The sequence below is a fragment of the Streptomyces sp. NBC_00454 genome (genome assembly GCF_041434015.1).
Lineage (GTDB): Bacteria > Actinomycetota > Actinomycetes > Streptomycetales > Streptomycetaceae > Streptomyces.
The window spans coordinates 572458-596787 of sequence record NZ_CP107907.1 but is presented as its reverse complement, the minus strand read 5'-3'; the positions used below and the strand labels follow the sequence as shown (position 1 = coordinate 596787).

The 24330-nt window shown below is 71.5% G+C and carries 24 protein-coding genes; 11 read left to right on the top strand and 13 right to left on the bottom strand.

Annotated features, from left to right (window positions below; genetic code table 11):
• The first annotated feature begins 2 nt into the window (after positions 1-2).
• Together OHU74_RS02755 and OHU74_RS02750 are read left to right on the top strand one after the other, a co-directional pair.
• Entirely contained in the window at positions 3-1787 is a 1785-nt protein-coding gene (locus tag OHU74_RS02755; protein WP_371614387.1) for a glycoside hydrolase family 36 protein, read from the top strand.
• Positions 1784-2797, top strand: a complete 1014-nt coding sequence (locus OHU74_RS02750; RefSeq protein ID WP_371614386.1) for a LacI family DNA-binding transcriptional regulator — start codon at positions 1784-1786, stop codon at positions 2795-2797. Before OHU74_RS02755 ends, OHU74_RS02750 begins: the two co-directional genes overlap by 4 nt.
• Positions 2798-2857: 60 nt before the next feature.
• On the opposite strand, the gene OHU74_RS02745 is transcribed toward OHU74_RS02750, so the two are convergent.
• Positions 2858-3667, bottom strand: coding sequence for a DeoR/GlpR family DNA-binding transcription regulator (locus OHU74_RS02745; RefSeq protein WP_371614385.1), 810 nt, complete (start codon positions 3665-3667; stop codon positions 2858-2860).
• 127 nt (positions 3668-3794) lie between these two features.
• Between OHU74_RS02745 and galT the strand changes: the two genes are divergently transcribed.
• Positions 3795-4844 (top strand): galactose-1-phosphate uridylyltransferase, encoded by a 1050-nt coding sequence (gene galT, locus OHU74_RS02740; RefSeq protein ID WP_371614384.1) that lies wholly within the window; start codon positions 3795-3797, stop codon positions 4842-4844.
• On the top strand, positions 4841-6040 hold the full coding sequence (gene galK, locus OHU74_RS02735) for a galactokinase (RefSeq protein WP_371614383.1): 1200 nt from the start codon (positions 4841-4843) through the stop codon (positions 6038-6040). The genes galT and galK overlap by 4 nt, the downstream gene beginning before the upstream one ends.
• Positions 6041-6078: 38 nt before the next feature.
• On the opposite strand, the gene OHU74_RS02730 is transcribed toward galK, so the two are convergent.
• The 4 genes from OHU74_RS02730 to OHU74_RS02715 all read right to left on the bottom strand — a co-directional run bounded on the left by OHU74_RS02730 (position 6079) and on the right by OHU74_RS02715 (position 10872).
• The gene (locus OHU74_RS02730; RefSeq protein WP_371614382.1) at positions 6079-7629 is read right to left on the bottom strand and encodes a glycoside hydrolase family 31 protein; all 1551 of its coding nucleotides are present in this window, start codon (positions 7627-7629) and stop codon (positions 6079-6081) included.
• Positions 7630-7701: 72 nt separating this feature from the next.
• Positions 7702-9051, bottom strand: coding sequence for an ABC transporter substrate-binding protein (locus OHU74_RS02725; RefSeq protein ID WP_371614381.1), 1350 nt, complete (start codon positions 9049-9051; stop codon positions 7702-7704).
• Between the two features lie 37 nt (positions 9052-9088).
• Positions 9089-9907, bottom strand: a complete 819-nt coding sequence (locus tag OHU74_RS02720; RefSeq protein ID WP_371619543.1) for a carbohydrate ABC transporter permease — start codon at positions 9905-9907, stop codon at positions 9089-9091.
• 77 nt (positions 9908-9984) lie between these two features.
• Positions 9985-10872 (bottom strand): carbohydrate ABC transporter permease, encoded by an 888-nt coding sequence (locus OHU74_RS02715; RefSeq protein ID WP_371614380.1) that lies wholly within the window; start codon positions 10870-10872, stop codon positions 9985-9987.
• Between the two features lie 410 nt (positions 10873-11282).
• Between OHU74_RS02715 and OHU74_RS02710 the strand changes: the two genes are divergently transcribed.
• From OHU74_RS02710 to OHU74_RS02690, 5 genes are all read left to right on the top strand, one after another.
• The gene (locus OHU74_RS02710; protein WP_371619542.1) at positions 11283-12266 is read left to right on the top strand and encodes a LacI family DNA-binding transcriptional regulator; all 984 of its coding nucleotides are present in this window, start codon (positions 11283-11285) and stop codon (positions 12264-12266) included.
• A gap of 66 nt (positions 12267-12332) precedes the next feature.
• Complete coding sequence (locus OHU74_RS02705) at positions 12333-14411, top strand: beta-galactosidase (RefSeq protein WP_371614379.1); 2079 nt, start codon at positions 12333-12335, stop codon at positions 14409-14411.
• 86 nt (positions 14412-14497) lie between these two features.
• Positions 14498-16411: a glycoside hydrolase family 5 protein gene (locus OHU74_RS02700; RefSeq protein WP_371614378.1), complete on the top strand. Its 1914-nt coding sequence runs from the start codon at positions 14498-14500 to the stop codon at positions 16409-16411.
• Positions 16412-16558: 147 nt separating this feature from the next.
• Positions 16559-16864, top strand: coding sequence for a WhiB family transcriptional regulator (locus OHU74_RS02695; RefSeq protein ID WP_371614377.1), 306 nt, complete (start codon positions 16559-16561; stop codon positions 16862-16864).
• A gap of 118 nt (positions 16865-16982) precedes the next feature.
• Positions 16983-17351 (top strand): PRC-barrel domain containing protein, encoded by a 369-nt coding sequence (locus tag OHU74_RS02690; RefSeq protein WP_371614376.1) that lies wholly within the window; start codon positions 16983-16985, stop codon positions 17349-17351.
• A 43-nt stretch (positions 17352-17394) separates the two neighbouring features.
• Here OHU74_RS02690 and OHU74_RS02685 read toward each other — a convergent pair whose 3' ends face one another.
• The 6 genes from OHU74_RS02685 to OHU74_RS02660 all read right to left on the bottom strand — a co-directional run bounded on the left by OHU74_RS02685 (position 17395) and on the right by OHU74_RS02660 (position 21794).
• On the bottom strand, positions 17395-18174 hold the full coding sequence (locus tag OHU74_RS02685) for a ribonuclease BN (protein ID WP_371614375.1): 780 nt from the start codon (positions 18172-18174) through the stop codon (positions 17395-17397).
• Between the two features lie 180 nt (positions 18175-18354).
• Positions 18355-18804: an SRPBCC family protein gene (locus tag OHU74_RS02680; RefSeq protein WP_371614374.1), complete on the bottom strand. Its 450-nt coding sequence runs from the start codon at positions 18802-18804 to the stop codon at positions 18355-18357.
• A 198-nt stretch (positions 18805-19002) separates the two neighbouring features.
• Positions 19003-19431: an ATP-binding protein gene (locus OHU74_RS02675; protein WP_371614373.1), complete on the bottom strand. Its 429-nt coding sequence runs from the start codon at positions 19429-19431 to the stop codon at positions 19003-19005.
• 126 nt (positions 19432-19557) lie between these two features.
• Positions 19558-20514, bottom strand: a complete 957-nt coding sequence (locus OHU74_RS02670) for an anti-sigma factor RsbA family regulatory protein (RefSeq protein WP_371614372.1) — start codon at positions 20512-20514, stop codon at positions 19558-19560.
• Positions 20511-20867 (bottom strand): STAS domain-containing protein, encoded by a 357-nt coding sequence (locus tag OHU74_RS02665; RefSeq protein ID WP_371614371.1) that lies wholly within the window; start codon positions 20865-20867, stop codon positions 20511-20513. Before OHU74_RS02665 ends, OHU74_RS02670 begins: the two co-directional genes overlap by 4 nt.
• A gap of 9 nt (positions 20868-20876) precedes the next feature.
• Positions 20877-21794: a SigB/SigF/SigG family RNA polymerase sigma factor gene (locus OHU74_RS02660; RefSeq protein WP_371614370.1), complete on the bottom strand. Its 918-nt coding sequence runs from the start codon at positions 21792-21794 to the stop codon at positions 20877-20879.
• Between the two features lie 216 nt (positions 21795-22010).
• Between OHU74_RS02660 and OHU74_RS02655 the strand changes: the two genes are divergently transcribed.
• On the top strand, positions 22011-22355 hold the full coding sequence (locus tag OHU74_RS02655) for an STAS domain-containing protein (protein ID WP_371614369.1): 345 nt from the start codon (positions 22011-22013) through the stop codon (positions 22353-22355).
• 11 nt (positions 22356-22366) lie between these two features.
• Here the strand turns inward: OHU74_RS02655 and OHU74_RS02650 are convergent, their stop codons facing one another.
• Together OHU74_RS02650 and OHU74_RS02645 are read right to left on the bottom strand one after the other, a co-directional pair.
• Positions 22367-22810: an ATP-binding protein gene (locus tag OHU74_RS02650; RefSeq protein ID WP_371614368.1), complete on the bottom strand. Its 444-nt coding sequence runs from the start codon at positions 22808-22810 to the stop codon at positions 22367-22369.
• 333 nt (positions 22811-23143) lie between these two features.
• On the bottom strand, positions 23144-23419 hold the full coding sequence (locus OHU74_RS02645; RefSeq protein ID WP_371614367.1) for an isoamylase early set domain-containing protein: 276 nt from the start codon (positions 23417-23419) through the stop codon (positions 23144-23146).
• Positions 23420-23837: 418 nt separating this feature from the next.
• Between OHU74_RS02645 and OHU74_RS02640 the strand changes: the two genes are divergently transcribed.
• Positions 23838-24320 carry a DUF6328 family protein gene (locus tag OHU74_RS02640; protein WP_371614366.1) on the top strand — a complete coding sequence of 161 codons (483 nt, stop codon included), beginning with the start codon at positions 23838-23840 and terminating at the stop codon, positions 24318-24320.
• The last annotated feature ends 10 nt before the right edge of the window (positions 24321-24330 follow it).

The following is a 24330-nucleotide window of genomic DNA, read 5'->3' as shown; positions in this document are numbered from 1 at the left end:
CCGTGCACACCACCACCGCCCCGGCGGACGGCGCCGAGGCCGTGACCACCGCGGGCCTGGCACCCGCCCGGGGCGAGCCGCTGCTCGACGGGGTCTCGCTCGCCGTCCTCGCGCACGCCCCCGGCGTCCACCCCACCTGGACCCTGGGTGAACTCCCGGGCGGACCGGTCCTGCTGGAGGTGCGGGCCGACGGCGCCCCCGTCGAGATCCGCTTCTCCGTGCCCCTCGGCGACGCCGCCGGATACTGGCACCCGCAGGGCGGCTGGCGGCGCACCCTCCTCGCCGACTGGGAGGGACGCTCCCGGGTCTCGCTGGTCGACGGGCACGCCGCCGGATGCCTCTACGACCACACCGGCGCCACCCTGCTCACCTTCGCCGCCGCCGACCCGGTACCCGAGGCGGAGCTCCGCTTCGGTGTGTCCGAGGAGGACGACACCCACGTCGTCCACCTCCGCCTGCCCGCCTCGCGCCACGCCCACCGGATCCTGCTCGTCCCCCGCTCGCCGTCGGTGGCACGGGCCATGCGGACCCTGCGCGGCTGGTTCGCCGCCGAGTCCGCCCCCGCACCGGTGCCCGACGCGGCCCGCACCCCCGTCTACTCCACCTGGTACGCCTTCAACCAGGACGTCAGCGCGGCCGCCGTCGAAACCCAGGCCGAACTGGCCGCCGGACTCGGCTGCGGAGCGCTGATCCTCGACGACGGCTGGCAGGAACTGGGCCACGGGCGCGGCTATGCCGGCTGCGGCGACTGGGAGCCGGACCGGGCCAAGTTCCCCGACTTCGCCGGACACGTGGCCAGGGTCCGCGCCCACGGGCTGAGCTACCTGGCCTGGGTCGCACCCCTGCTGCTCGGCCCCGGAGCCGCCTGCCACGGTCAGTGGGCAGCCGCCGCGCCCGCCCCCGCCACCGTGCCCGGCGCGCACGTGCTCGACCCCCGCCGCCCCGAGGTGCGCGCACACGTCGTAGGGCTCTGCGTCCGGCTGGTCCGCGCGTACGGGCTCGACGGCCTCAAGCTCGACTTCCTCGACCAGGCCATGGTCTACGCGGGCGACGGCGCGGGTGACGTCGGACGGGCCATGGTGGACCTGCTGACGGAACTGCGCGCGGCGCTGGAAGCCGTACGCCCCGGGGTCCTGCTGGAACTGCGCCAGCCCTACACCGGACCCGGCATGGCCCCCTTCGGCAACATGCTGCGCTCCTTCGACTGCCCGGCGGACGCGACCGCGAACCGGGTCCGCACCCTCGACACCGCGCTGCTCGCCGTCGGCGGCGCCGTCCACTCCGACATGCTCCTGTGGTCGCCCGACGCGCCCGTGGCCGCCGTGGCCAGGCAGCTGATCGGGGCCCTGCACTCGGTGCCGCAGATCTCCGTACGGCTGGACCGGGTGCCAGCGGCGCACCGGGAGGTGATCGGCTTCTGGCTGGCGCAGTGGCGGGTCCACCGCGAGCTGCTGCTGGACGGGGAAGTGGAGCCGGGCCGGCCCGATGAGCTGTACCCGCTCGTGCGGGCGAGCGCCGGGGAGCACTGCCTGATCAGCGTGCACGGCGACCGGGTCGTCCCGCTGGACTTCTCCGCCCACCGGCACTTCCACCTGGTCAACGGCTCCGACCGGGACCGGGTGATGGTCGAGGTGCGGGGCGGCGGGGGCGCCGTCCGGGGAGTGGTCCACGGGCCGGACGGCCGTATCATGGACGGTCCGCCGACGTATCTGCCGGAGGGAGCACGCTCGCTGTCCGTGCCGCGCGGCGGTCTGGCATCGCTCACGATCACGGAAGGACCGCGATGAAGGTCGGGATCACCGAGGTCGCAGCCCGCGCCCAGGTCAGCGAGGCCACCGTCAGCCGGGTGATCAACCGGCGCCAGGGCGTGTCGAAGAAGACCCGGGACGCGGTCGAGCAGGCCATGGCCGAGGTCGGCTACGAGCGGCAGACACAGGGCCAACTGGTGGCGGTCATCACCGAGTTCGTCTCGAACCCGTTCTTCGCGGACGTGGCGGAGCGCATCGAGTCGGCGCTCGCCCCGCACGGACTGAAGACGGTCCTGTGCCCCGCCTTCCCGGGCGGAGTGCAGGAGCGGGACTTCATCTCCGCGCTCGTCGACAAGGGGGTCGCGGCCGTCGTCTTCCTGTCCGCGTCCAACACCGTCGAGGGCGCCGACACCGAGACGTACGAACTGCTGCGCCAGCGCCGGGTCCCCTACGTGGGGATCAACGGCGAGTTCGCGGACGGGGTGCCCACCCCGGTCTTCTCCACGGACGACGCGCTCGCCGCCGAACTGGCCGTGGACCACCTCCACCGCCTCGGCCACCGCAGGATCGGGATGGCCTCGGGACCGGCGGGCAACCAGCCCGCCGACCGCCGGGTACGGGGCTTCGTGGAGTCCATGGCCAAGCGGGGCATCGAGAACCCGGAGCGCTGGGTGGTACGGCAGTCCTACACGGTGGAGGGCGGCCAGGCCGCCGTCGGCCCGCTGCTGGCGCTGGGCGCCACCGCGATCGTCGCGGCCAGCGACTACATGGCGCTCGGCGCGATCCGGGGCGTCCGCCGCCACGGGCGCTCGGTCCCCGGTGACGTGTCGGTCGTGGGCTACGACGGGTCGGCCATCACCGAGTTCACCGATCCGCCGCTGACCACGGTGCGCCAGCCCGCCGACCGCCTGGCGCTGGAGGTGGGCCGCAGCGTGCTGGCACTGGTCAGCAACCGGGACGTACCGACGGGGGAGCTGCTGTTCGACCCGGAGCTGGTGATCAGGGCCACGACCGGGCCGGCGCCCGAGGAGCCCGGGGCCGGGGCCTGAACCGCAGGGTCGTGCGGAGCCTGCTCCAGAGGCGGCCCGGCCCGGTCCTGGCCGAGGCGCTCAGCCCTCCTCGCCCGCGATCAGGAGCTCTCCCACCGTCTCGGTGAGGACGGCGCGGGCCGGGGCCGGCATGCCCGGATCGGTCACGAACCAGTCGGCCTGCTCCAGCGCCGCGAAGCCACTGAGCCCGACCACTCCCCACTTGCTGTGGTCGGCCACGACGGCGATCCGGCGCGCCGAGGCGACCAGTGCCCGGTTGGTCTGGGCCTCCGTGAGGTTGGGGGTGGTCAGCCCGGCCCCTTCCGCGACCCCGTGCGCGCCGAGGACGAGCAGGTCCACGTGGAGGGAGGCGATCGCCAGCTCGGCGAGCGGGCCGACCAGCGCCGCCGAGGGGGTGGGGGAGCCGCCGGTGAGCAGCAGGGTGGGGGCCGGTCCCGCGCCCTGCCCGGCGGCGGCCCGTACCAGCTCGGCCACGGGCAGGGAGTTGGTGACGATCGTCAGGCGCGGGATGCCGAGCAGTCGGGCGGCGACCGCGTACGCGGTGGTCCCGCCCGAGATCGCGACCACACTGCCCGGTTCCACCAGGGTCGCGGCCGTTGCCGCGATGGCGGCCTTGGCGGCCGCGCCCTGGTCGGACTTGGCGTCGAATCCGGGCTCGTGGGCGCTGGTGCCGGCGGTGGCGACGGCCCCGCCGTAGACCTTCTCCACGGCGCCGCTCCGGGCGAGGGCGTCGAGGTCCCGACGGATCGTCATGTCCGAGACGCCGAGCCGTCCGACCAGGTCCGCCACGCGTACGGTGCCGTCGCGCTGGACCGCGTCCAGGATCAGCACGCGTCGCTGGTGGGCCAGTTGGGCAGCCTGCTCGGCCACGGGTCACTCCGGGGGATCGGCGAATCCGGTCAGAAGGTCGCAAGATAGCACAGCGATGCTGTTGGAGTCTGTGGAAATATCCGCCTGACTCTGGTGAGTGATGTTTGAAGATGTTTATTCTTGGCGGGTGAAGAAGACCCTCGCGAAACTCGCGGACGGCCGCGAACTGATCTACTTCGACCGCGACGAGAGCGCCGTGCGCGACGCACCCGATCTGCGCCCGCTGGACCCTGTGGACAGCCGCCCGGAACTGCGGCGGGACGAGGCCACCGGCGACTGGATCACGATCGCCTCCCACCGGCAGGCCCGCACCTACCACCCGCCCGCGGGCGAATGCCCCCTCTGCCCCTCCCGCGACGGCCGGCTCGGCGAGATCCCCGCCGCCGACTACGAGGTGGCCGTCTTCGAGAACCGCTTCCCCTCCCTCGCGGGCGCGGCCGGACGCTGCGAGGTCGTGTGCTTCACCCCGGAGCACGAAGCCGGTTTCGCCGACCTCACCCCGGCCGCCGCCCGCCTGGTCCTGGACGCGTGGACCGACCGCACCGAAGAGCTCTCCGCCCTCCCCGGCGTCGAGCAGGTGTACTGCTTCGAGAACCGAGGCGCCGAGATCGGGGTGACGCTCGCCCACCCGCACGGCCAGATCTACGCCTTCCCCTTCGTCACCCCGCGCACCGCCAAGATGACCGCCGCCGCGGCGGCCCACCGCGCCACCACCGGACGCAACCTCTTCGAGGACCTGCTGACGGGCGCCCGCGCCGCCACCGAGCGGGTGGTGACGGCCGGGGAACACTGGACCGCCTTCGTGCCGTACGCCGCCCGCTGGCCCTACGAGGTGCACCTCTACCCCCACCGCCGCGTCCCCGACCTGACCCACCTCACCGAGGCGGAGCGGGCCGAGTTCCCCGGCATCTACCTGGACCTGCTGCGCCGGTTCGACCGGCTGTTCCCCGTACCTGGGCAGCCCGAGGGCACCGCCCCCACGCCGTACATCTCCGCCTGGCACCAGGCGCCCCGTAGCGACGGCCGGGAACTGGCCCTGCACCTGGAGCTGTTCACCGTCCGCCGGACCGCCGACAAGCTCAAGTTCCTCGCCGGCACGGAGTCCGGCACGGAGGCCTTCATCAACGACGTGGCGCCCGAGACGGCCGCCCGACGCCTCCGGGAGGCCCTGTCGTGAACCCGACCACCCAGTGGGACGACGAGGACAAGCGGGCGGACCGGGCCGCGGACACCTTCCGGCAGCTCTTCGGAGCCTCCCCGGACGGGGTCTGGGCGGCGCCCGGCCGGGTCAACCTGATCGGCGAACACACCGACTACAACGACGGGTTCGCCCTCCCGATCGCCCTCCCACAGACCACCCTGCTCGCCGCCCGCAGCCGCACGGACGGACTGCTGAGGCTGCACAGCGCACAGGGCGACGGCCGGATCACCGAACTGGCGGTGGCCGAGCTGGCCCCCGGCGTCGTGACGGGCTGGGCCGGCTACCCGGCCGGCGTGGTCTGGGCGCTCACCGAGGCGGGACACCCGGTCGGGGGCGCCGACCTCCACTTCGACAGCACCGTGCCCACCGGCGCCGGGCTCTCCTCGTCCGCCGCCCTGGAATGCGCGGTCGCCGTCGCCTACGACGAGCTGTACGCGCTGAAGCTGACCGGACCCGAACTGGCCCGTACCGCCCAGCGCGCGGAGAACGGCTTCGTCGGCGTCCCCTGCGGGATCATGGACCAGATGGCCTCCGTCTGCTGCACTGCCGGGGCCGCCCTCCACCTCGACGCCCGCACCCCGGCCCACCACCAGCAGGTGCCCTTCGACCTCCAGGGCCAAGGGCTGCGGCTGCTGGTCATGGACACCGGGGTCACCCACGACCTCGCGGACGGGGCCTACGCAGCCCTGCGCGCGGGCTGTGAACGCGCGGCGGCCCTGCTCGGCCTGGCCGCCCTGCGCGACCTGTCCGCCTCTGAACTCCCCGGAGCCCTGCTCAGGCTGCCCGGGGAACTCGTCCCGCTGGTCCGCCACGTGGTGACCGAGAACGCCCGGGTCGCGGAGGCCGTGTCCCGGCTGCGGGAGGGGAACGCCGCCGCGCTCGGGCCGATCCTCGACGAAGGCCATGCCTCGCTGCGCGACGACTACCGCGTCTCCTGCGCGGAGACCGACCTCGCCGCGGCCGTCGCGCAGGTCGCCGGGGCGCTCGGCGCCCGGATGACGGGAGGCGGCTTCGGCGGCTCCGTCATCGCCCTGGTGCGGGCCGGGGAGGAGAGTGCGGTGGGCGCGGCCGTCACGGCCGCCTTCGAAGCCGCCGGATACCGCGCCCCACGGATCCTCACGGTCACCCCGGCCGCGGGCGCCCGCCGCCTCGCGGCGGTCGGGGCCCGGTAGTCGGGCCCGGCAGCGGGGGCTGCCGGGCCGGCGGGGCCTCAGGCCTCCGGCGCGGCCGTCCTGCGCAGATACGGCAGCCGGGCCGGCGGTGCGTCGATCCACACCGTCGCCGGGCCCACGTAGGAACGGCCGTCGTCGGCCCGCCAGGTGCCGGGCGGGATGCGGACCTCGCGCCCGTCCGCGCCCTTGGTCACCACCGGAGCCACCATCAAGGTGTCGCCCAGCATGAACTGGTCGGTGACCGCCGCGTAGCCCTGGTGGGGGAAGGCCCACTCCAGGGGCCGCTGGATCGGTTCGCCCGTGGCGGCGGCGTGCGCGGCGAGGGAGAGGATCTCCGGGGCGAACTCCGTGTGGATCCGGGCGGCCTCGCGGACGATGGCGAGGTTGTCGGGGGAGAGCACCCGCCACGGGGCCATGGAGAACTGCATCATCGGGAACAGTGCTGCGATCTGGGCGTAGCGGACGAACAGTTCCTCGTCGAAACCCTCGCCGCCCTCGCCCGGGACGAACCGGAACTCGCCACCGCCGATCATGTCGGGACAGGTGAACGCATGGCCGGTCAGGGCCTGGGCCAGGGCGTTCGGGATCAGGCTGTCCAGCCCGAAGCGGCCCTCCCACAGGTGGTACTTGTCCTGCTGGCGCTGTGCGAGCGGCAGGCCGGCCGCCCGCCAGGCGTCGCGGAACTCGTTGAGGGGCCAGTCGACACCGAAGCGGTTCCACGCGTGGGTGTAGGCCTCCGGATCCGCGCAGCCGAGCGAGCGCCACCAGGGCGCGTCCCCGCCGTCGAACTTGAACCCGTCGATGCCGATGTCGTCGCGCAGGGCTTCCAGGCGGCCGGTGAGCCAGGCCCGGGCCCGGGGGTCGAGCAGATCGAGTCCGGCGCTCCAGCCGTTCCACCATGAGGCGACCTTGGCCCGCCCGTCCGTGCCGGTACCGGCGCCGGTCTCGCGGACCAGCAGGCCCCGGTCGCCGAGCTGCCGCGCGGTGGGGGAGTCCGGTGTCACGTACGGCACGAGCCACAGCATCACCTTGAAGCCGAGCCGGTGGAGGCGGGCGACCATGGCCGCCGGATCGGGGAAGCGGCCGGGATGGAAGGTCCAGTCCCCGTAGTCGTTGCTCCACCGGTCGTCGATCATCAGCACGCCGGGCGGGAAGCCTTCCGCGAGCAGCCGCTCCGCGTACGCCAGCACCTTCTCCTGAGTCGGCTCGAACACCGTCTCGATCCACAGGTTGTACTGCGGTGCGCCGAAGAGCAGGGGGTCCGGCATCGTGCCGGACGGAGGGTAGTGGCGGGTGACCGCGTGGCGGTACGCCCCGCGCAGATCGCCGTGCCCCTCGCCGTGCTCGAGGACCGCGTCCGCTTCGTGCGTCTGGGCGGTCAGTCGACCGTCGGAGATCGTGAAGGTGAAGGTGCGCTCGCCGTGCACCCAGCGGCCGCGGTCGGAGAGCAGGAGCGGCATGCCCTGGTTGGCCAGTACGTCCCGCAGGTCGAAGGTGTAGCCCTCGGGGTACGGCATGTGCCGCCCTTCGGCGACCGCCCCGCCCCACCAGCGTTCCCCGTCGAGGAGGGGGAGTTCGAGTGTCGTCATGCCTGTGGGTCTCTCCTCGTGAGCGTGCCGGAGCGGGGTGGACGGGGCGGTCGAAGGCGAGGGCGCCACGCACTACTTGACGGTGAAACCCTGTTCCTTGCCGTAGAGCTTCAGCCGTTCCTCCCAGGTGGCCAGCGCGCCCGGCAGGTTCCCGCCGGGCTGCAGGGCCTGGCCGACGGAGTCCTTGAAGACGCTGTTCGCGTACACCTGGAACGGCAGGTACTGCCAGCCGGGCCGCACCGCCTTCGACATGTCGGCGAAGACCTCGTTCGGCTTGCTGCCGGGGAAGAACGGCACCTCGGCGCCACGGAAGCCGGGGTCGTCGAGCAGCACCTTGGTCGCCGGGAACAGGCCGACCTCGGAGTTGAGCGACTTGACCGCCTCCGGGTCGGAGTCGAGCCACTGGGCGAAGGCGACCGAGGCCTCCTTGTTCTTCGACTGCGTGGTGACCGCGACCGACGAGCCGCCGTTCTCCGCGCTGACACCGCCCGGCATGGGGGCGACCGACCACTGTCCCTTGCTCTGCGGGATGTTCTGCTCCAGTACCGCGGGCGCCCAGGCGCCTGCCAGCCAGGTCGCGTACTTCCCGGAGGCCATCGACTTCCACCACTCGTCGTTCCAGCTCGCGGTGGAGTCGACCAGCTTGCTCTCGATCAGCGGGCCCCAGGTGTCGGCATAGGCCTTGGCGCCGGGGTCGTCCTTGAGGTCGATGGTGACGTCGGTGGCGCCGTTGACGGTGTACGGCTTGCCGCCGAAGTCCCAGATCAGACTGTTGGAGGTGCCCGCGTCGCCGGGGTCGGCGTAGGTGAGGCGGACGTTCGGATCGGCGTCGTGGATCTTCTTGGCCAGGGCGCCGAACTCCTCCCACGTCCGCGGAGGCGTCGCACCGAACCTGTCGAGGATGTCCTTGCGGTAGAACATGGCCATCGGGCCGGTGTCCTGGGGTATGCCGTAGATCCCGCCGGCGACGCTGACCTGGGACCAGGCCGAGTCGGCGAACTTGTCCTTCAGGTCGGCCGCGCCGTAGTCGGCGAGGTTGACGAGGGATTTGGAGATCGCGAACTGGGGGAGGGCGAAGTATTCGATCTGCGCGACGTCGGGGGCGCCCGTACCGGCCTTGAGCGTGGTGGTCAGCTTGGTGTACTCGTCCTTGGAACGGCCCGCGTTGACGATGTGGACCTTGACCTTGGGGTACTTCTTCTCGAACAGTGCGACGGTCTTCTCGATGTTCGGGACCCAGGTCCAGAAGGTGATCTCGGCGGGCTTGTCCAGTGCCGCCCGCACACTCGCGGCATCGGCCTTCTGTCCGCCGTCGGAGGCTCCGGATCCGCCGCCGCATGCGGTGAGGACGAGGGAGAGTGCGCCGGCGCCGGCCGCGGTGAGGGTGCGGGTGAGAGCCGACGGACGCGGGGATCTGCTCATTTCGGATCCTTTCGAGGGGGAAATGGGGCGGGGTGGGCTACTGCTTGACGCCGCCGGCGGCCAGACCCGACTGCCAGAACCGCTGGAGGAAGAGGAACGCGACGACCAGCGGGACGATCGCCAGGAGGCTGCCGGTGATCACCAGGGGGAGGATGGGTATGGCCCCGGCCCCGGCGCCGCCCTGTGCGAGCGAGTCCCACTGGCGCAGTCCCACGGTGAGGGGGAACAGCTTCGGGTCGTTGAGCACGATCAGCGGCAGGAAGTAGTTGTTCCAGGTGGCGACGAGGGTGAACAGCAGCACCGTGACGAAACCGGGAGCCAGCAGGCGCGTCGAGATGGTGAGGAAGATCCGGAGCTCGCCGGCGCCGTCGATGCGTGCGGCCTCCAGCATCGCGTCCGGCACGGCCTCGGTCGCGTACACCCGCATCAGGTAGAGGCCGAAGGGGCTGGCGAGGGAGGGCAGGAGGACCGCCCACGGCGTGTTGACGATGCCCATGTCGCTGAACAGCAGGTACGTCGGCACCGCGAGGGCGGACGCCGGGATCGAGATCGCTCCGATGACCAGGGCGGACAGCACCCGCCGGCCGGCGAACTCGAACTTGGCCAGGGCGTACCCGCCCATCGTCGCGATGACCGAGGCGCCACCCGCCCCGACCACCGAGTAGAGCAGGGTGTTGCCGAACCAGCGCAGGTAGATCCCGCCGTCGTAGGTGAAGACGTCCCGGATGTTGTCGAACAGGTGGAAGCCGTCCCCGAACCACAGGCCGGGCGAGTCGAAGAGGGTCTGGTTGGACTTCGTCGCGCTGATCGCGAGCCAGATCAGGGGGATCAGGGTGTACGCGAGCATCAGGCCCATCGCCACGGTCAACGGGGTGGACCTGCCCGGATGGCGCCGGTGGGCGCGGCTCCGGGAACCCCGACGCAGGGTCCCGGTCACAGGAGGCGCTCCCTTCGGGCGGTCGCACTCTGGACCGCGTACGCGACGATCACGGTGACCAGGCCGAGCAGCACCGCGACGGCGGCCGAGTAGTTGAACTGGCGCCCGTCGAAGGCGAGGCTGTAGGCGTACATGTTGGGCGTGTAGTTCGTGGTGACGGCGGCGGGCGCCAGGGACTGGAGCACGCTCGGCTCGTTGAAGAGCTGGAAGCTGCCGATCACCGAGAAGGTGGTGGCCATCAGCAGGGCGGGGCGCAGGGCGGGCAGTTTGATGCTGAACGCCTTGCGGAAGGCCCCGGCGCCGTCGACCTCGGCCGCCTCGTACAGCTCCTCGGGGACGGACCGCAGGGCGGCGTAGAAGATCAGCATGTTGTAGCCGACGTACGACCACGTGACGATGTTGCCGATCGACGCGAGCATCCAGCTCTCGGAGAGCAGGTCGGGCAACTCGGTGTGCAGGAGGTCGCCGATCTCGCCGGCCAGGCCGAAGCGGTCTCCGTACAGGTAGCCCCACATCAGCGCCGCGACCACGCCGGGAACGGCGTAGGGGACGAAGAGGCCGATGCGGAACAGGCCCGGGGCGCGCAGTCGTCCGCTGTCGATCGCGAGGGCCGCCATGAGGGCGAGGCCGAGCATGAGCGGCACCTGGATCGCGAAGAAGAGCGCGACGCGGCCGAGGCCGGCGTGGAACAGGCCGTCCTTGAACGCCTTGGTGTAGTTGTCCAGCCCGCTGAAGACCCTCCCGCCGATCATGCGCTCCTGGTAGAGGCTCAGGTTGACCGAGTAGACCAGCGGGGCGAGGACCCCGATGGCGAAGACGCACAAGAACGGCAGCAGGAACGCGTGGGCGGTGAGGTTGCGCCGAACAGCGCCACGTCTTCTCACCGCGGGCTCCGGCGGTGGCGGTCGGCGACGTCTCCATCACGGACCGTGGCTTGGTCGGCTCTCACGGGTAGGACCTCCGATGCATGTTTGCGCCAACATGGTGGCGCGGTTCGGAAGTGTGTCGAGAGCCGTCAGTGAGTGTCAAGAGTTCTGGCGGAGTTACCTGGCGATCCGTCAATTGGCATGCGGTGAAAGGGCTCTCGAAGTGATGGCCCGTGGAGCAGGGTTCGCTGTTCGGCCCGAATCCGATGAGTGGCCTGTTGACCAATGCGGCGTGTTCGCGCAAACATGATGAGCGCCAGGAGGACGCCTGGGCATCACCCCGCGAGAGGAGCTGCGTCATGGCGAAGGATGGGCAGCGGCCGCGCAAACCCCGTTCCCCGGCGGCGGATCGCCTCCGGCCCCCGTCGATGGCGGACGTCGCTGCCATGGCCGGGGTCTCGGCGCAGACCGTCTCCCGGGTGGTCAACGGGACCGCCCGGGTCGACGACGCGACCCGTGACCGGGTCGTCCGTGCCGTGCGCATGCTCGGGTACCGCCCCAACACGGCCGCCCGGGCGCTGGCCACCGGCAAGTTCCGGATGATCGGCGTCATCAGCTTCGACCTCAAGGCACACGGAAACGCACGCACCTTGGAGTCGATCGTCTCCGCCGTGCAGTCGACGGAGTACTCGGTCAACGTCGTCGTACCGCAGGCACAGACCCAGGAGGCGGTACTCGACGCCTTCCGGCGACTGAGCGGCCACGCGGTCGACGGAGTCATCGTCAACGAGGCGCAGATCCTGACCGGTTCGCTGATGCTCCCCTTCGGACTTCCGGTCGTGGTCGTGGACGGCGGCGACGACCACCGCTACCCCGGCGTCCACACCGACCACGCGGCCGGCGCGGAGATCGCAGTGAAACACCTGCTGGGGCTCGGCCATCCCACGGTCTGGCACCTGGCCGGCCCGCAGGACTCCCACCCCGCGCGCCGCCGCGCCGAAGCGTGGCAGCGGGTGGTCATGGCGGCGGGTGCCCCGGTCCCGCCGGTCGTCCACGGCGACTGGACCGCCGAGAGCGGCTACCGGGCCGGCCGGGAACTCGCCGGCCGGCCCGAGGTCACCGCGGTGTTCGCCGCCAACGACCAGATGGCACTCGGTCTGGTGCGGGCACTGCGCGACGCGGGGCGTTCGGTTCCCGGGGACGTGAGCGTGGTCGGGTTCGACAACATCGCCGAATCCGGCTATTTCCTCCCGCCGCTGACCACCGTGGATCAGGACCTCTCCCGGGTCGGTGCGGCCTGCGTGGGCCGCCTCCTCAGCCAGATCGAAGGCGCGCCGTCGGCGGACTCGTCCGTCGTGTCGGTCATGCCGGTCCTGGTGGAGCGGGACAGCACGGCGCCGCCGTGCCGCTGAGCCGCCGCGCCGCCGAGCTGCGCACGAGACGTAATGCCTCCCGAAGTACCTGAAGGGGTAAGGAAGATGGACTCTCCGGCACAAGACCGTGCCCGAGGCCTGGGCGCGCGACTGGGCGGCCTCGGATTCGGCGGCGACTACAACCCCGAGCAGTGGGACGAGGCCACCCGCGCCGAAGACCTGCGCCTGATGAACGAGGCGGGCGTCAACCTCGTCAACCTGGCCGTCTTCGCCTGGGCGCGCGTCGAACCCGCCCGCGACGCCTACGACTTCGGCTTCTTCGACACCGTCATGGACGACCTGGCCGCCCATGGCATCACCGCCGATCTGGCGACCATGACCGCGTCGCCGCCCCCGTGGCTCGCCGTCGAGCATCCCGAGATCCTGCCGGTCACCGCCTCCGGAGGCATCCTGTCCCCGGGCGGCCGCCAGCATTTCTGCCCCTCCAGCCCGGTCTTCCGCGACCGGGCCGTCCGCCTGGTCGAAGCCGTCGCCACGCACTACCGCGACCACCCGGCCCTGGGCCTGTGGCACGTGGGCAACGAGTACGGAATCCACGTCGCCGAATGCTTCTGCGACACCTCCGCCGCCGACTTCCGGAACTGGCTGACGGCCCGGTACGGCGACGTCGAGGCCCTCAACGCCGCCTGGTCCACCGACTTCTGGTCGCAGCGCTACGCATCCTTCGACCAGGTCCTGCCCCCGCGCACCGCACCCACCTACCCCAACCCCTCCCAGCAGCTCGACTTCAAGCGGTTCAGCAGCGACGCACTGCGCACGTGCTTCACCCTCGAACGCGACGTGCTGCGCCGCCTCACCCCCGACGTCCCGGTGACCACGAACTTCCTCGCCGGGCACAAGGCGGTCGACGTCCATGCCTGGGCGCCCGAGATGGACGTCCTCGCCCTCGACAGCTACCCCGACCCGCACGAGGAGGCGGCGCACATCGGCGCGGCACTGTCGTACGACCTCCTGCGCTGCGCGGGCGGGGGGAAGCCGTGGCTGCTGACCGAGCAGGCCCCGTCCGCCGTCAACTGGCGGGCCCGCAACGGGGGCAAGGCTCCCGGCCGGATGCGCCTGTGGAGCTGGCAGGCCGTCGCGCAGGGCGCGGACGCCGTCATGTACTTCCAGTGGAGGCAGTCCCGCGGCGGAGCCGAGAAGTTCCACTCCGGCATGGTCCCGCACGCGGGCTCCGAGACCCGGGTGCACGCCGAGGTGCGCGAGCTGGGCCGGGAACTGGCCCGGGTGCCCGAGCTGGTCGGCACGCGGATCCGCAACGAGGTCGGACTCGTCTTCGACTGGGACAACTGGTGGGCGCTCGAGCTCGATTCACACCCCTCGGACGGTGTGCGCTGCCTCGACCGCGTCCTCGACCACTACACCCCCCTGTTCGAAGCGGGCGTCGGCATCGATGTCGTCCACCCCTCCGCGGACCTCTCGCCGTACAAGCTGCTGGTGCTGCCCAGCCACTACCTGCTGTCGGCCGGGAACGCGGAGCGGCTGCGGGCCTTCGTGGCGGAAGGGGGATCCCTCCTCGCGTCGTTCTTCACCGGGATCGTCGACGAGCACGACCGCGTACACGTCGGCGGGTATCCGGCCCCGCTGGGCGACGTACTGGGCGTACGGGTCGAGGAGTTCTGGCCGGCCGCCGCCGGCGAGCCGGTCCATCTCCGGGCTCCGGGAGGAGACGCCTCGGCCTTCGGGCAGGCCTGCGGCCCCGCCCCCGCGCCGGCCTCGCTGTGGCGCGAGGACGTGAAGCTCGTCGGCGCCCGCCCCGAACTGCTCTTCGCCGGATCCGACTGGGACGACGACCGCCCGGCGGCCACGGTGCACACCTACGGCGAGGGCACGGCCCGCTACCTCGCGACCCGCCCCGATCCCCTCACGATGCGCGCCATCGTCGACCGCGCTCTCGCCGATGCCGGGGTCGCCCCCGTACTGCCCGGCCTGCCCACCGGAATCCAGGCGACGGTCCGGCACGGAGCGGATCACGACGTCCTCATCCTGCTCAACCACACCGGGGACACGCGCGAGGTGACACTGCCGGCCGCCCGACGCGACCTTCTCGACGACAAGAGGCCTCTCGTCCGCCACGTGGCCCTCGCACCGCGAGGCGTCGCGGTCCTGGGCAACGGCGGCAGTTGACCGCATCACCGCATCACCGCATCGCTGTACCACCGCACCAACGTCCCACCACGTACGGTCCGTTCCCAGGTCCCTCGGAGGACACAGTGAGAAGACCCCTACTGCCGGCGGTACTCGGCGCGGCGCTCCTGCTCGGAGCGCTCGGCGCCTCCCCGGCGGCCGTCGCGTCCGCGTCCGCGACGAGCGCGACTCCTACGGCGGACGGCACGCCTGCCGCCCTGTCCGACTCCTGGCGTGCGCCCCTCAGTACGCGGGGCCGCTACATCGTCGACGCGGACGGCAACCGCTTCAAGCTCAAGTCCGCGAACTGGCACGGCGCCCAAGGGTCGTGGAGCGGCTCCGGTGACATCAACGACCCGGCCAGCCACCACGACGGCGAGAAGTCCGACCAGATGCCGCTCGGCCTGGACCGCGCGCCGATCCCACGCATCCTCGACGGATTCCACGAGCTCGGCATCAACAGCATCCGGCTGCCGTTCTCGAACGAGATGCTCCACGACCAGCGCCCGGTCTCCGACGCCTCGGTCGCCGCCAACCCGCAACTGCGCGGCAAGACCCCGCTCCAGGTCTTCGACGCTGTCATCGCCGCCACCACCGCCGAGGGCTTCGCGGTGGTGCTCAACAACCACACCAACACCTCGCGCTTCTGCTGCGGTCTGGACGGCAACGAACGCTGGAACACCAGCCAGTCCACCGCACAATGGGAGGACGACTGGATCGGCCTCGCCCGCCGCTACAAGGACAACAAGCGCGTCGTCGGCGCCGACCTCTACAACGAGGTCCGCCGCACCGTCACCGACGACGCCAACTGGAACTGGGGCGACAGCCACGACTGGTGGGCCGCCTCGCAACGCCTCGGTGACCGGCTGCTCACCGAGGCCAACCCCGACCTGCTGGTGATCGTCGAAGGGATCAACTGGCAGGGCATCCCGGCCGACGGGCTGCCCCACAGCCGTCCCACCCTCGAACCGGTACGCACCCTCTCGCACACCCTGGTCGCCTCGAACAAGCTGGTCTACTCGGCGCACTTCTACGGCTACACCGGTCCGAACCACACCGGCGCGACCGGTACCGGCGAGACGCACGATCCGCGCTACCAGGACCTCTCCCGCGAGGACCTGTTCGCGACCCTGCAGCGACAGGCCTTCTACGTCACCTCCGAAACCGGCACCCACTTCACCGCGCCCCTGTGGATCAGTGAGTTCGGCATCGGCAGTGACGAGACGAACCCGAAGGCGCGGGCCTGGTTCGGCAATTTCGTGGACTATCTGATCGCCAACGACACCGATTTCGCCTACTGGCCCCTGGTCGGATGGGCCGGACACGGCAGCTGGTCCATCCTCAACTTCGATGACTCTGGCCGCCGTTCCGGGATCCTGGACGGCGCCGACTGGCGGGCCGCCAACTGGAACAGGCTCGTCTCCGCGCCGCAGAAGAGCGGCCAGGTCGCGGTCACCGACACCTGGGACATGCTCAACCTCGATCACGCCGATGCGGTCCAGTCGGCACACATGAGGTCGCTCGGGGACTGGGACTCGGGAGCCCGCAAGGGCACGTGCCCCGACGGGCAGCGGGTCCTCGGCCTGTCGCACCGTGACGGGCGCGGATTGTGCACCGACGCCGGGGCCGCCGCTCTGGCCGCCGCCGTACCGGTGGCGACCGTGGTGAGCGACGAACGCTACGTACAGCAGGGCGACTGGGCAGGCGGCTACTCCAAATACCAGTGCGGGCCCAACCAGTTCATGATCGGGTACAGCCTGCGGGGCCAGGCGGTCTCCGCGGTCCTCTGCGCCCGGGCCGGCAGGACGCTCGGGACGAACGGCCGCACCGTCTGGTTCGACCGGGGTGACAACCGGCCGGCCGGAGGCCCCGGGGGAGAGTTCGCGTCCGGCAACTACAAGGGGCAGTGCGGAACGGACGAGTACGCCGCGGGGATCGCCTTCACCGGGGCGTGGGCCAAGGGCAAGACGCCGGACGCCCTGTTGTGCCGCAAGTTGTGACGTGGAGGGCGCGGTGACCCGCCGGGGAGTGACGGACCATTCAGCCTGACGTCCGGCTGTTTGAGCCACGCATTCCGGGCCAGACGAGAAGGGACCGCGCATCCGAATCCGGTGCGAATCCGGTCCGTCTCCGATGGAGGTTCCGAGGTGGGAAACGTGACACGTCTGCCCGGCCGTGCCGAGCACCACTGGTTGTGGCAGGAGCGGGCCGCCTGCCGGGAACTGGGCTCGCGCCTCTTCTTCCACCCCGCGGGCGAGCGGGGCCCGGAACGCGAGGCGCGGGACGCGGCGGCGAAAGAGGTGTGCGCGCTGTGCCCAGTGCAGCGCGACTGCCTGAGGCACGCGCTGCGGGTGGGGGAGCCGTTCGGGGTCTGGGGCGGGCTCACCGAGGACGAAAGGCGTCGGCTCCGCGCCGTTGGAGGGGAGCGGTCCGTACTGTCCTCCACCGCTTGAGCCCCGCCGGCCGTGGAGAAGTGCCCCGGGAGACGGGTACGGACACCGCCGCGTGCGACATGAAAGGGGATGGACGGAAACACCCGCCGTCCCCGTCCACCGAGGGAGTTGTTTCCGAGTGACTGAGAACGTGTGGAGTTATACGTCGACCGCCGGCCACCTGGCCGGCACCGATCCGACCGGCTACAAGGTCGAGGCGACCGACGGCGCCATCGGCAAGGTGGACAAGCACTCCGGCGAGGCGGGTGACGCCTACCTCGTCGTGGACACCGGTGTCTGGATCTTCGGCAAGGAGGTCCTGCTCCCGGCGAGCACCGTGATCCGGATCGACGAGGTCGAGGAGACGGTCTACGTCGGCGGCACCAAGGAACAGATCAAGAACGCCCCGGAGTTCCACCGGGAGAAGCACCTCGACGACGTCGGGTACCGCGACGTCCTCGGCACGTACTACTCCAACGGCGGCCCCTTCGGCGGCCGCATTGTCTGACCCGGATCCGGTGAGGGGCCCGAACCCAATGGGTTCGGGCCCCTCACCGTGTCCCGCCCGGCCCCGCCCGGCGCAGCACCTCCTCGTGGAAGAGCCTGCCGACGAGCGCGCCCCCGAACACGACGACGCCGATGCCGACGAGCCAGGTCTGGAGGACGAGGACGGTTCCGAAGGGGCCGTAGGTGACGGCGCTGGACGCGATCAGCGGTGAGAAGACGAGCCGGGAGAAGATCCGCAGCCCGAACAGACCGAGCATGGTGGCCACCGCCCCGGGCATCAGGGCCGTCCAAGGGACCCGGCCGCCGAGCAGCAGCCGCTGGGACCACCAGAAGAAGAGGATTCCGATCGCCACCGTGACGAAGCCGCGGCCCGGGGAGTCGTGCCAGGGCGCCGTGACCGCCGAGAGGTAGAGGACCCCGACGAGCACCCCGAGCCACAGCACGTGCCGCCATCGGGCCCACCAGCGGGACGGCGGCAGGTCCCAGACGCTCTCGTAGCCGCTCTGCAGCATGGTGCCGAACGACAGGCCGAACACGGCGAGCAGGGCGAGGCCGAACGCGGTCGTGGTCCGCCAGGCCTGGCCGGGCAGGGCGAAGAGCCGCTCGATCTCCACCCTGGCGGCCGGCGACACACCGAGCCCGTCGCCCAGCCACTGCGCGAAGCCCTGTCCGCCGCGGGTGTCCGCCGCGGACACGACGATCAGCAGGGGCACCAGCGTAAGGAACCCGAGGGCGGCGAACCCCAGGGAGCGCTGCCACAGACCGAGCTCCCGGAGGCGCAGCCAGTGGCGCCCGGCCCGCGCCCGGCGGATCGCACTGAGCATCCGACCGAAGGGAGACAGCCTGCGCGGCCCACCGGACCCGGTGGTCTCACCGGGCCGCGCTCCGGTGCGCCGTCGTGATCGCATGGCCGCTCCAACCGCTCTTCCCACGGTAGGACCCCCGTGTCCGGGAAGCCACCGCTGAACACGGCGCACCGCTCGTGGCACCGGGTCCTATCGAGGTCAGATCTCGCCGCGCCAGCTGCCCGTCGCGACCCCGCGCCCCTCGATGAACAGCTTGAACCGCTTCAGATCACCGGCGACCTGGCGCTTGACGAAGCCGAGCTTGTCGGCGGCCGTCTCGGCCAGACCCTCGGGGGCCCAGTTCATGTGCACGACGACCTTGGTGGTGGTCGCGTCGATCGGCTGGAAGGTGACGAGCCCGGCCTGGCGGGCCTCCCCGTCGACCGTCATCCACGCGACGCGCCGGTCCGGGAGCTGCTCGGTGATCTGCGCGTCGAACTCGCGCTGCACACCGTTCACGTTCGTCACCCAGTGGGTGAGCGTGTCCGTACGCTGAACGACGCGTTGGACCCCCTCCATGAAGACGGGGAAGTCCTCGAACTGTGTCCATTGGTTGTAGGCCGTGCGTACGGGGACGTTGACCTCGACGTACTCCTCGACGTGCGACATGAGCACTCCTTCCGTGTCGGCAACAGCCCCACACCCGGAGGTGCGGGTCGTCCGTCAGGACTCTGAAGGCGCGGTTACCCCCGCTCGAGGACGCCATGCACGGAGTCAACTCCCTGCCGGGGCAAGCCAGTGGAGTGCGTGTACGGACGAAGACGCGGGGCGCACGCGGGTGACGCGGCGGCGCTGCCCCCGGACCGGTCAGCGGCCGGTGGGCCTGCCGGACAGCAGCCGGGCGGCCTCGATCTCCGCCCAGACGGCCTTCCCGTGCTCATGGGCGCGCGAGCCCCAGCGATCGGACAGGCGCTCCACGATGTACAGGCCGTGGCCGCCGGGGAGGCCGCGCTGCGGGGACGGGTCACGCTTCGGCAGCGTCGTCGTGCCGTCGTAGACCTCGATGCGCAGAGACCCACCGGACGTCAGGACGAGCTCGTGACAGCCGTCCGCGTGCAGGGACGCGTTGGTCAGCAGCTCGGACACGAGGAGCAGGGTGTCCTCGGAGGTCTCCGTCCCGTCCCAGCCCCAGTCCCGCAGGGCCTCACGGGTGAAGTCGCGGCCTTTGGCCACGGCGCCGCGCACCCCCATGAGGGCGAGCCTGCGGCGCTGACTTGCGGCAGGGCCGACGCTCACCGAACGACCCGTCTCAGGTCCGATGGATCCGATGGGTCCAATGGTCTCCACCGAGGTCTCTCACCCCCCACTTTGACACTGGTCTGCGCTCCCGGGCCCCCGTGACAGTCTAGGCGACCGCCGTTCTCAGGGCGTTGACATGTGGAGTCGCAGCGTGAAGCCGCTGTCCGTGGCGCGGACCTCCACCAGGTCGCAGAGCTGGTGGATCATCCACAGGCCGCGGCCGCCGTTGGCCGAGGCGAGGGAGGGCCGGCGGCGCCCCGCCAGGGGGTCGGCCAGTCGGCCGCCGTCGCGGATCTCGACGACGACTTCTCCCCGGGCGCCGCCCGTGTTCCACAGTCGCAGGGCCCCCTTCCCGCCGCCGTGGGAGAGGGAGTTGGCCGCCGCCTCGCTGACGGCCAGGACGAGGTCGCCGCGCCGCGCCGGGGTCAGGGTCGTTCCGCGTGCCCACCCCTCGGCGTACTCGCGGACCTCGGCCAGCCCTCCGTGGGAGTACTCGAGCCGGGGTACGTCGCCGTCGGGTTCGGGCAGGGGGCGATCGCAGTCCGCGGACACCCTCGCCGCGTCCGTGTAGGCGGGGCTCGGCAGGTCCCGGCCTTCTTCGATCAGCGTGGGGTGCGTGCGCCGGGCGTCGGCCAGCACCGCGGGCGTCAGCCCCCGTACGTCGTAGGGGCACAGGACGGTCGCGGCCCGGCCGGCGAAGGCCGTGTTGATGAGGGCCTCGTGGCGGATGGCCTCCAGCACCTCGGCGGTGGTGCGGCCGGGCCAGATCGGCTCGCCGACGATCCGGGCCGCCCGGCCCGCGTGCCGGTCGGCGAAATCCTGCAGGGCGGCCAGGATGCGTCCGGGATTGCGGCCCAGCTCCGTCATGTCCGTCCAGGTGACCTCCGCCGCGCTCCCGCCGAGGCTCTCCCGCAGGGCGTCCAGGCGGGGTCCCGGCACGGCGACGAGCACCGGCTCGTTCGCGGACAGGGCGCCCCGTACGAAACCGCCCACGCCGGTCACGTACGCCGGGAGGCCCTCGTAGAAGAGGGCGGGGTGGACGAAGGCCCCCGGCCCGGCGGGCGCAGGAACAGTGATCATGCTGCGACCTCCAGCGCGGCGCATTCGTCCGGGAACATCTCCACGACCTTGCGGAGAGAGTACGGCGGGTCGTGGAGCAGCAGGCGCCGCCCTTGCCCGTTGAGCGCGGACGCCACCTTCACCAGGGCGGCGACCGCGGCCGGGTCGAGGAACACCACGGCGGAGAGATCGAGGTGGACGACGGGGCCGGGAATCCGGGTCACCACGCCGAGCGCGTCGCGCAGGGCTTGCCGGGAATCCAGGTCGCAGCTGCCGCTCAGACGGGCGCCGGGGCGGTCCCCCAGCGGCTGGGAGGTCAAGGCCTGCGGACCGACGGGGGACGCGGAGCGGGTGTGTCGGTGAGGGGAGGTCATCGCCCGCTCCTACTCCGTGAGCATGCCGGCGCGCAACCGGGCCAGGGTTCGGGACAGGATGCGCGACACCTGCATCTGGGAGATGCCCAGCTCGGCGCCGATCTCGGCCTGGGTCTTCTCCTGGCCGAAGCGCATCTGCAGGATGATCCGGTCGCGCTCCGCCAACTGCTCCAGCAGGGGCGCCAGGGTGTGGAACTCCTCGAAGAGCTCCATGGCGGGGTCGACCTCGCCGAAGCGCTCCGCGAGCGGCCGTGTCGTCGTGGACGCCGCGTCGCGTTCCGCGACGGCGGTGTCGAGCGAACCGCTCGTGTAGCCGTTCGCGGCCACCAGCCCGTCGATGACCTCGTCCTCGGACAGCTCCAGGTGGAGGGCCAGCTCCTTGACCGTCGGCGCCCTGCCCAGGACCTCGCTCAAGGTCTCCTGGGCTTTGGCGAGCTCCGAGCGCAGCTCCTGCAGGCGGCGCGGTACGTGCACGGCCCAGGTGGTGTCGCGGAAGTGGCGCTTGATCTCACCGGTGATGTAGGGGAGGGCCAGCGTGGAGAACTCGACCTCGCGTTCGAGGTCGTAGCGGTCGATGGCCTTGATGAGGCCGATCGTTCCCACCTGGATGACGTCGTCCAGGTCGAGACCCCCGCTGAGAACCCGGGCGCGGAAGGGCCGCGCCGCGAACTGCACGAGGGAGACGTTCATTTCGATCAGTGTGTTGCGCGTGTACTGGTACTCGCGCGTCCCCTCGTCCAGAGTGCGCAGCCTCCCGAAGAAGTGCCGCGAAAGCTCGCGGGCGTCGCCCGGCGCCATCTCGCGGGCGTTCTCCACCTGGAGCCGGTCCACGTCCCGCGTTGGCGCTCCGGCGGTTCCTCGGTCACGTGCAGGGGCTTGCGCGTTCGTAGAACGAATGGGTCCCGTGACGGTGGCCGAGCGAGACATGGTGGCCACTCCCTCCCGATTGACTGACGGCTGCCCGAGCGCTTTTGCCCCGACTTCCCGGTCCTACACACATCGGCGGACATCGGTCCGTTACCCGGGTCGCGCTTTTCCGTCCGCGGGCCTGCCTGTGCCCTGCCCCGCGCGGACTCGTCGGCCGAGCCAACGGGCATACTCCCTTGACGAGAACGTTGCAGGCGGCGATCCGTGGAGGCGGACATGACCGGAGCGAGGGACGCGTACCGGAGAGGTGTGCTCGGGGACGCCTACTCGGCGGAGGGCGGGTGGGTGGTGGCGGCCCGCGGGGAGCTGGACCAGGACACGCTGGCCCCGCTGGAGGAGGCCCTCACCTCCGCTGCGGGCCGGTACCCGCTGGTGGTCCTGGACGCCGGATCGATCACCTTCGGGGACTCCTCCTTCCTGAACCTGCTGCTGCGGCTGCACCACCTCACCGTCCTGCGCATCGCCGCCCCCGGCGAGCAGCTGCGGCGGGTCTTCGCCCTGACCGGCGCCGATACCATCCTCTCCCTCCACGCGAGCGTGGAGGAGGCCCTGGCGGCGTGAACGCCCGCCGGTCAGCTGGAGTTGGAGTACGGACCGGCCGGGTGCCGGTTCCGCCCGCCGGTGGGCCGGAAGCACGCGGTGATCGCTTTGCCGCCGTGGCTCGCGTGCACGTCCAGTGAATCGGCGAGTGCGCTGACGATCCCCAGCCCACGACCGGACGTTGCCCCGTCGTCGGCATCGGGCTCACGGGGGCGGGGGAGCCGCGGGTCGGCGTCGGCGACGCTCACGTGCAGGCAGGAGCCGTCCCAGGTCAGCACCAGATGCGCGGTGCCGACCGCGTGCAGGTGCGCGTTGGTGACGAGTTCGGAGACGCAGAGCAGCACGGAGTACGCGGTATCGGCCGCCGAACGGCTCCACGGCAGAGACGCCAGGTGCCCGGCGGTCCACTGCCGCGCTGCCCCGACTCCCTCCGCGACGGGAAACGAACGTGCCCAGCCCACTGCCTTGACCGCCATTGCCCTCACCTCGTCCCCGCCGTCGTGCGCGTGCTACGGGTTCGTCTACCCGGAGCCGGCGAGAGCATCCGAGGTTTTCCGCACCACGCTGCGGGAATTCGGGTTCGGTCCGTGCACGACCGGGGACAAGCGCGTGCAGAGCCTCCTGGTGGGTGTGGCCGTGACGGAACGGCCGGTGCGCGGGTCCCCGGGAGGGATGTTCGTCAGCCACACCTGAAGGGCGGCGATCAGCAGGGACCGGCCGTCCTCGCCCCGCCGCACCGCACCTCGCCGCACTGCCGCGGCACCCGGGTACGCCCGCACGCGGGAGCCCCGGCAGGCCGGCCTTCCGGCTCAGGTGTGGAGCCGGCTGTTGGTGCCGTCGTGGCTGTCGGCGTGCTCGTCGTCGAACCAGTAGTCGCCGGCCGCGAGGTAGCGGAAGGAATGCGATCCGTGGCGGGCCAGCGCGACGGTCGTGGCGCGGGTGCCGTCGCCGCGGGACGCCAGGGGGTGGGCGGCCGGGTTCCAGTGGTTGAAGTCTCCGACGACGCTGACGGGCCCGTCCGGGGTGTCCTCGGGGAGGATGAAAGTGACCTGGGTACGGCCCTTGAGTTGCTTGCGTTCGAGCACTGCGACACTCCAGCCACGAAGGGGGCGGGGAACCGGGCCCGTGCATCCTCCTACCGGCGCGCCTGCGATGGGGCGCTACGAGGCCGTGGGCCGGGCGGAGGCCACCCGGGTGGCCGCGTCGGCCGCGGCACTCGCGACGGTCCGCTTCCACACTGCGCATCCGGCGGAAGAGATCCTCCATCGTGCGGTGGTCCTTGAGGATCAGGGCGACGACGTCCTGGTCCTTTCCCTTCTCCTGTTTGTCCGCGGCCATGCGAGGTCCCTCCTGCTCCCGGGGTTTTAACTGGCTCCTGCTCTGGCGTCGGCCTACCGGCTTCAAACGCCGGTCCGGGCGCCACCGGGTCCGGCGGGCTCCGGGACATGACGCGGGGTCTCAGGGGTAGGCGCTGGGTGACGAGACGCTGCAGGGAGGCGCGGCATGCCGAGCGGTGAGGAGGCGGGGCGGGGCGAATCCGCGGAGGAACGCGCGGACCGGCAGTGGCAGGAGCTCATGCAGGAGATCCGGGTCGCTCAGACGGGCGTGCAGATCCTTTTCGGATTCCTGCTCACGGTGGCCTTCACGCCCGTCTTCGCAGGACTTGCGGAGGCGGAGAAGACGATCTACGTGGTCACGGTGGTGCTGGGGTCGCTGGCGACCGGCGCGCTGATCGGGCCGGTGGCCTTCCACCGCATGGTCGCGGGACGCCGGATCAAGCCCGATGCGGTCGCGTGGGCAGCGCGCTTGACGTTCACCGGCCTCGTCCTGCTCCTGGCCACGAGTACCGCGGCCCTCTTCCTCGTCCTGCGGGTCGCCACGCACAACGCCCTCGTGCCGTGGCTCGTGGGGGGAGTGCTGGCCTGGTACGTGCTGTGCTGGTTCGTTCTGCCCCTGTGGGCTCGGGTCCGCCACACTGACCGGTGATGACCGGCGT

Coding starts and splice junctions, on each gene's coding strand:
- OHU74_RS02750 (WP_371614386.1), top strand. CDS start 1,784: ATGAAGGTCGGGATCACCGAGGTCGCAGCCCGCGCCCAGGTCAGCGAG.
- OHU74_RS02730 (WP_371614382.1), bottom strand. CDS start 7,629: ATGACGACACTCGAACTCCCCCTCCTCGACGGGGAACGCTGGTGGGGC.
- OHU74_RS02725 (WP_371614381.1), bottom strand. CDS start 9,051: ATGAGCAGATCCCCGCGTCCGTCGGCTCTCACCCGCACCCTCACCGCG.
- OHU74_RS02720 (WP_371619543.1), bottom strand. CDS start 9,907: ATGGGCCTGATGCTCGCGTACACCCTGATCCCCCTGATCTGGCTCGCG.
- OHU74_RS02710 (WP_371619542.1), top strand. CDS start 11,283: ATGGCGGACGTCGCTGCCATGGCCGGGGTCTCGGCGCAGACCGTCTCC.
- OHU74_RS02705 (WP_371614379.1), top strand. CDS start 12,333: ATGGACTCTCCGGCACAAGACCGTGCCCGAGGCCTGGGCGCGCGACTG.
- OHU74_RS02685 (WP_371614375.1), bottom strand. CDS start 18,174: ATGCTCAGTGCGATCCGCCGGGCGCGGGCCGGGCGCCACTGGCTGCGC.
- OHU74_RS02680 (WP_371614374.1), bottom strand. CDS start 18,804: ATGTCGCACGTCGAGGAGTACGTCGAGGTCAACGTCCCCGTACGCACG.
- OHU74_RS02670 (WP_371614372.1), bottom strand. CDS start 20,514: ATGATCACTGTTCCTGCGCCCGCCGGGCCGGGGGCCTTCGTCCACCCC.
- OHU74_RS02665 (WP_371614371.1), bottom strand. CDS start 20,867: ATGACCTCCCCTCACCGACACACCCGCTCCGCGTCCCCCGTCGGTCCG.
- OHU74_RS02660 (WP_371614370.1), bottom strand. CDS start 21,794: ATGTCTCGCTCGGCCACCGTCACGGGACCCATTCGTTCTACGAACGCG.
- OHU74_RS02655 (WP_371614369.1), top strand. CDS start 22,011: ATGACCGGAGCGAGGGACGCGTACCGGAGAGGTGTGCTCGGGGACGCC.
- OHU74_RS02650 (WP_371614368.1), bottom strand. CDS start 22,810: ATGGCGGTCAAGGCAGTGGGCTGGGCACGTTCGTTTCCCGTCGCGGAG.
- OHU74_RS02640 (WP_371614366.1), top strand. CDS start 23,838: ATGCCGAGCGGTGAGGAGGCGGGGCGGGGCGAATCCGCGGAGGAACGC.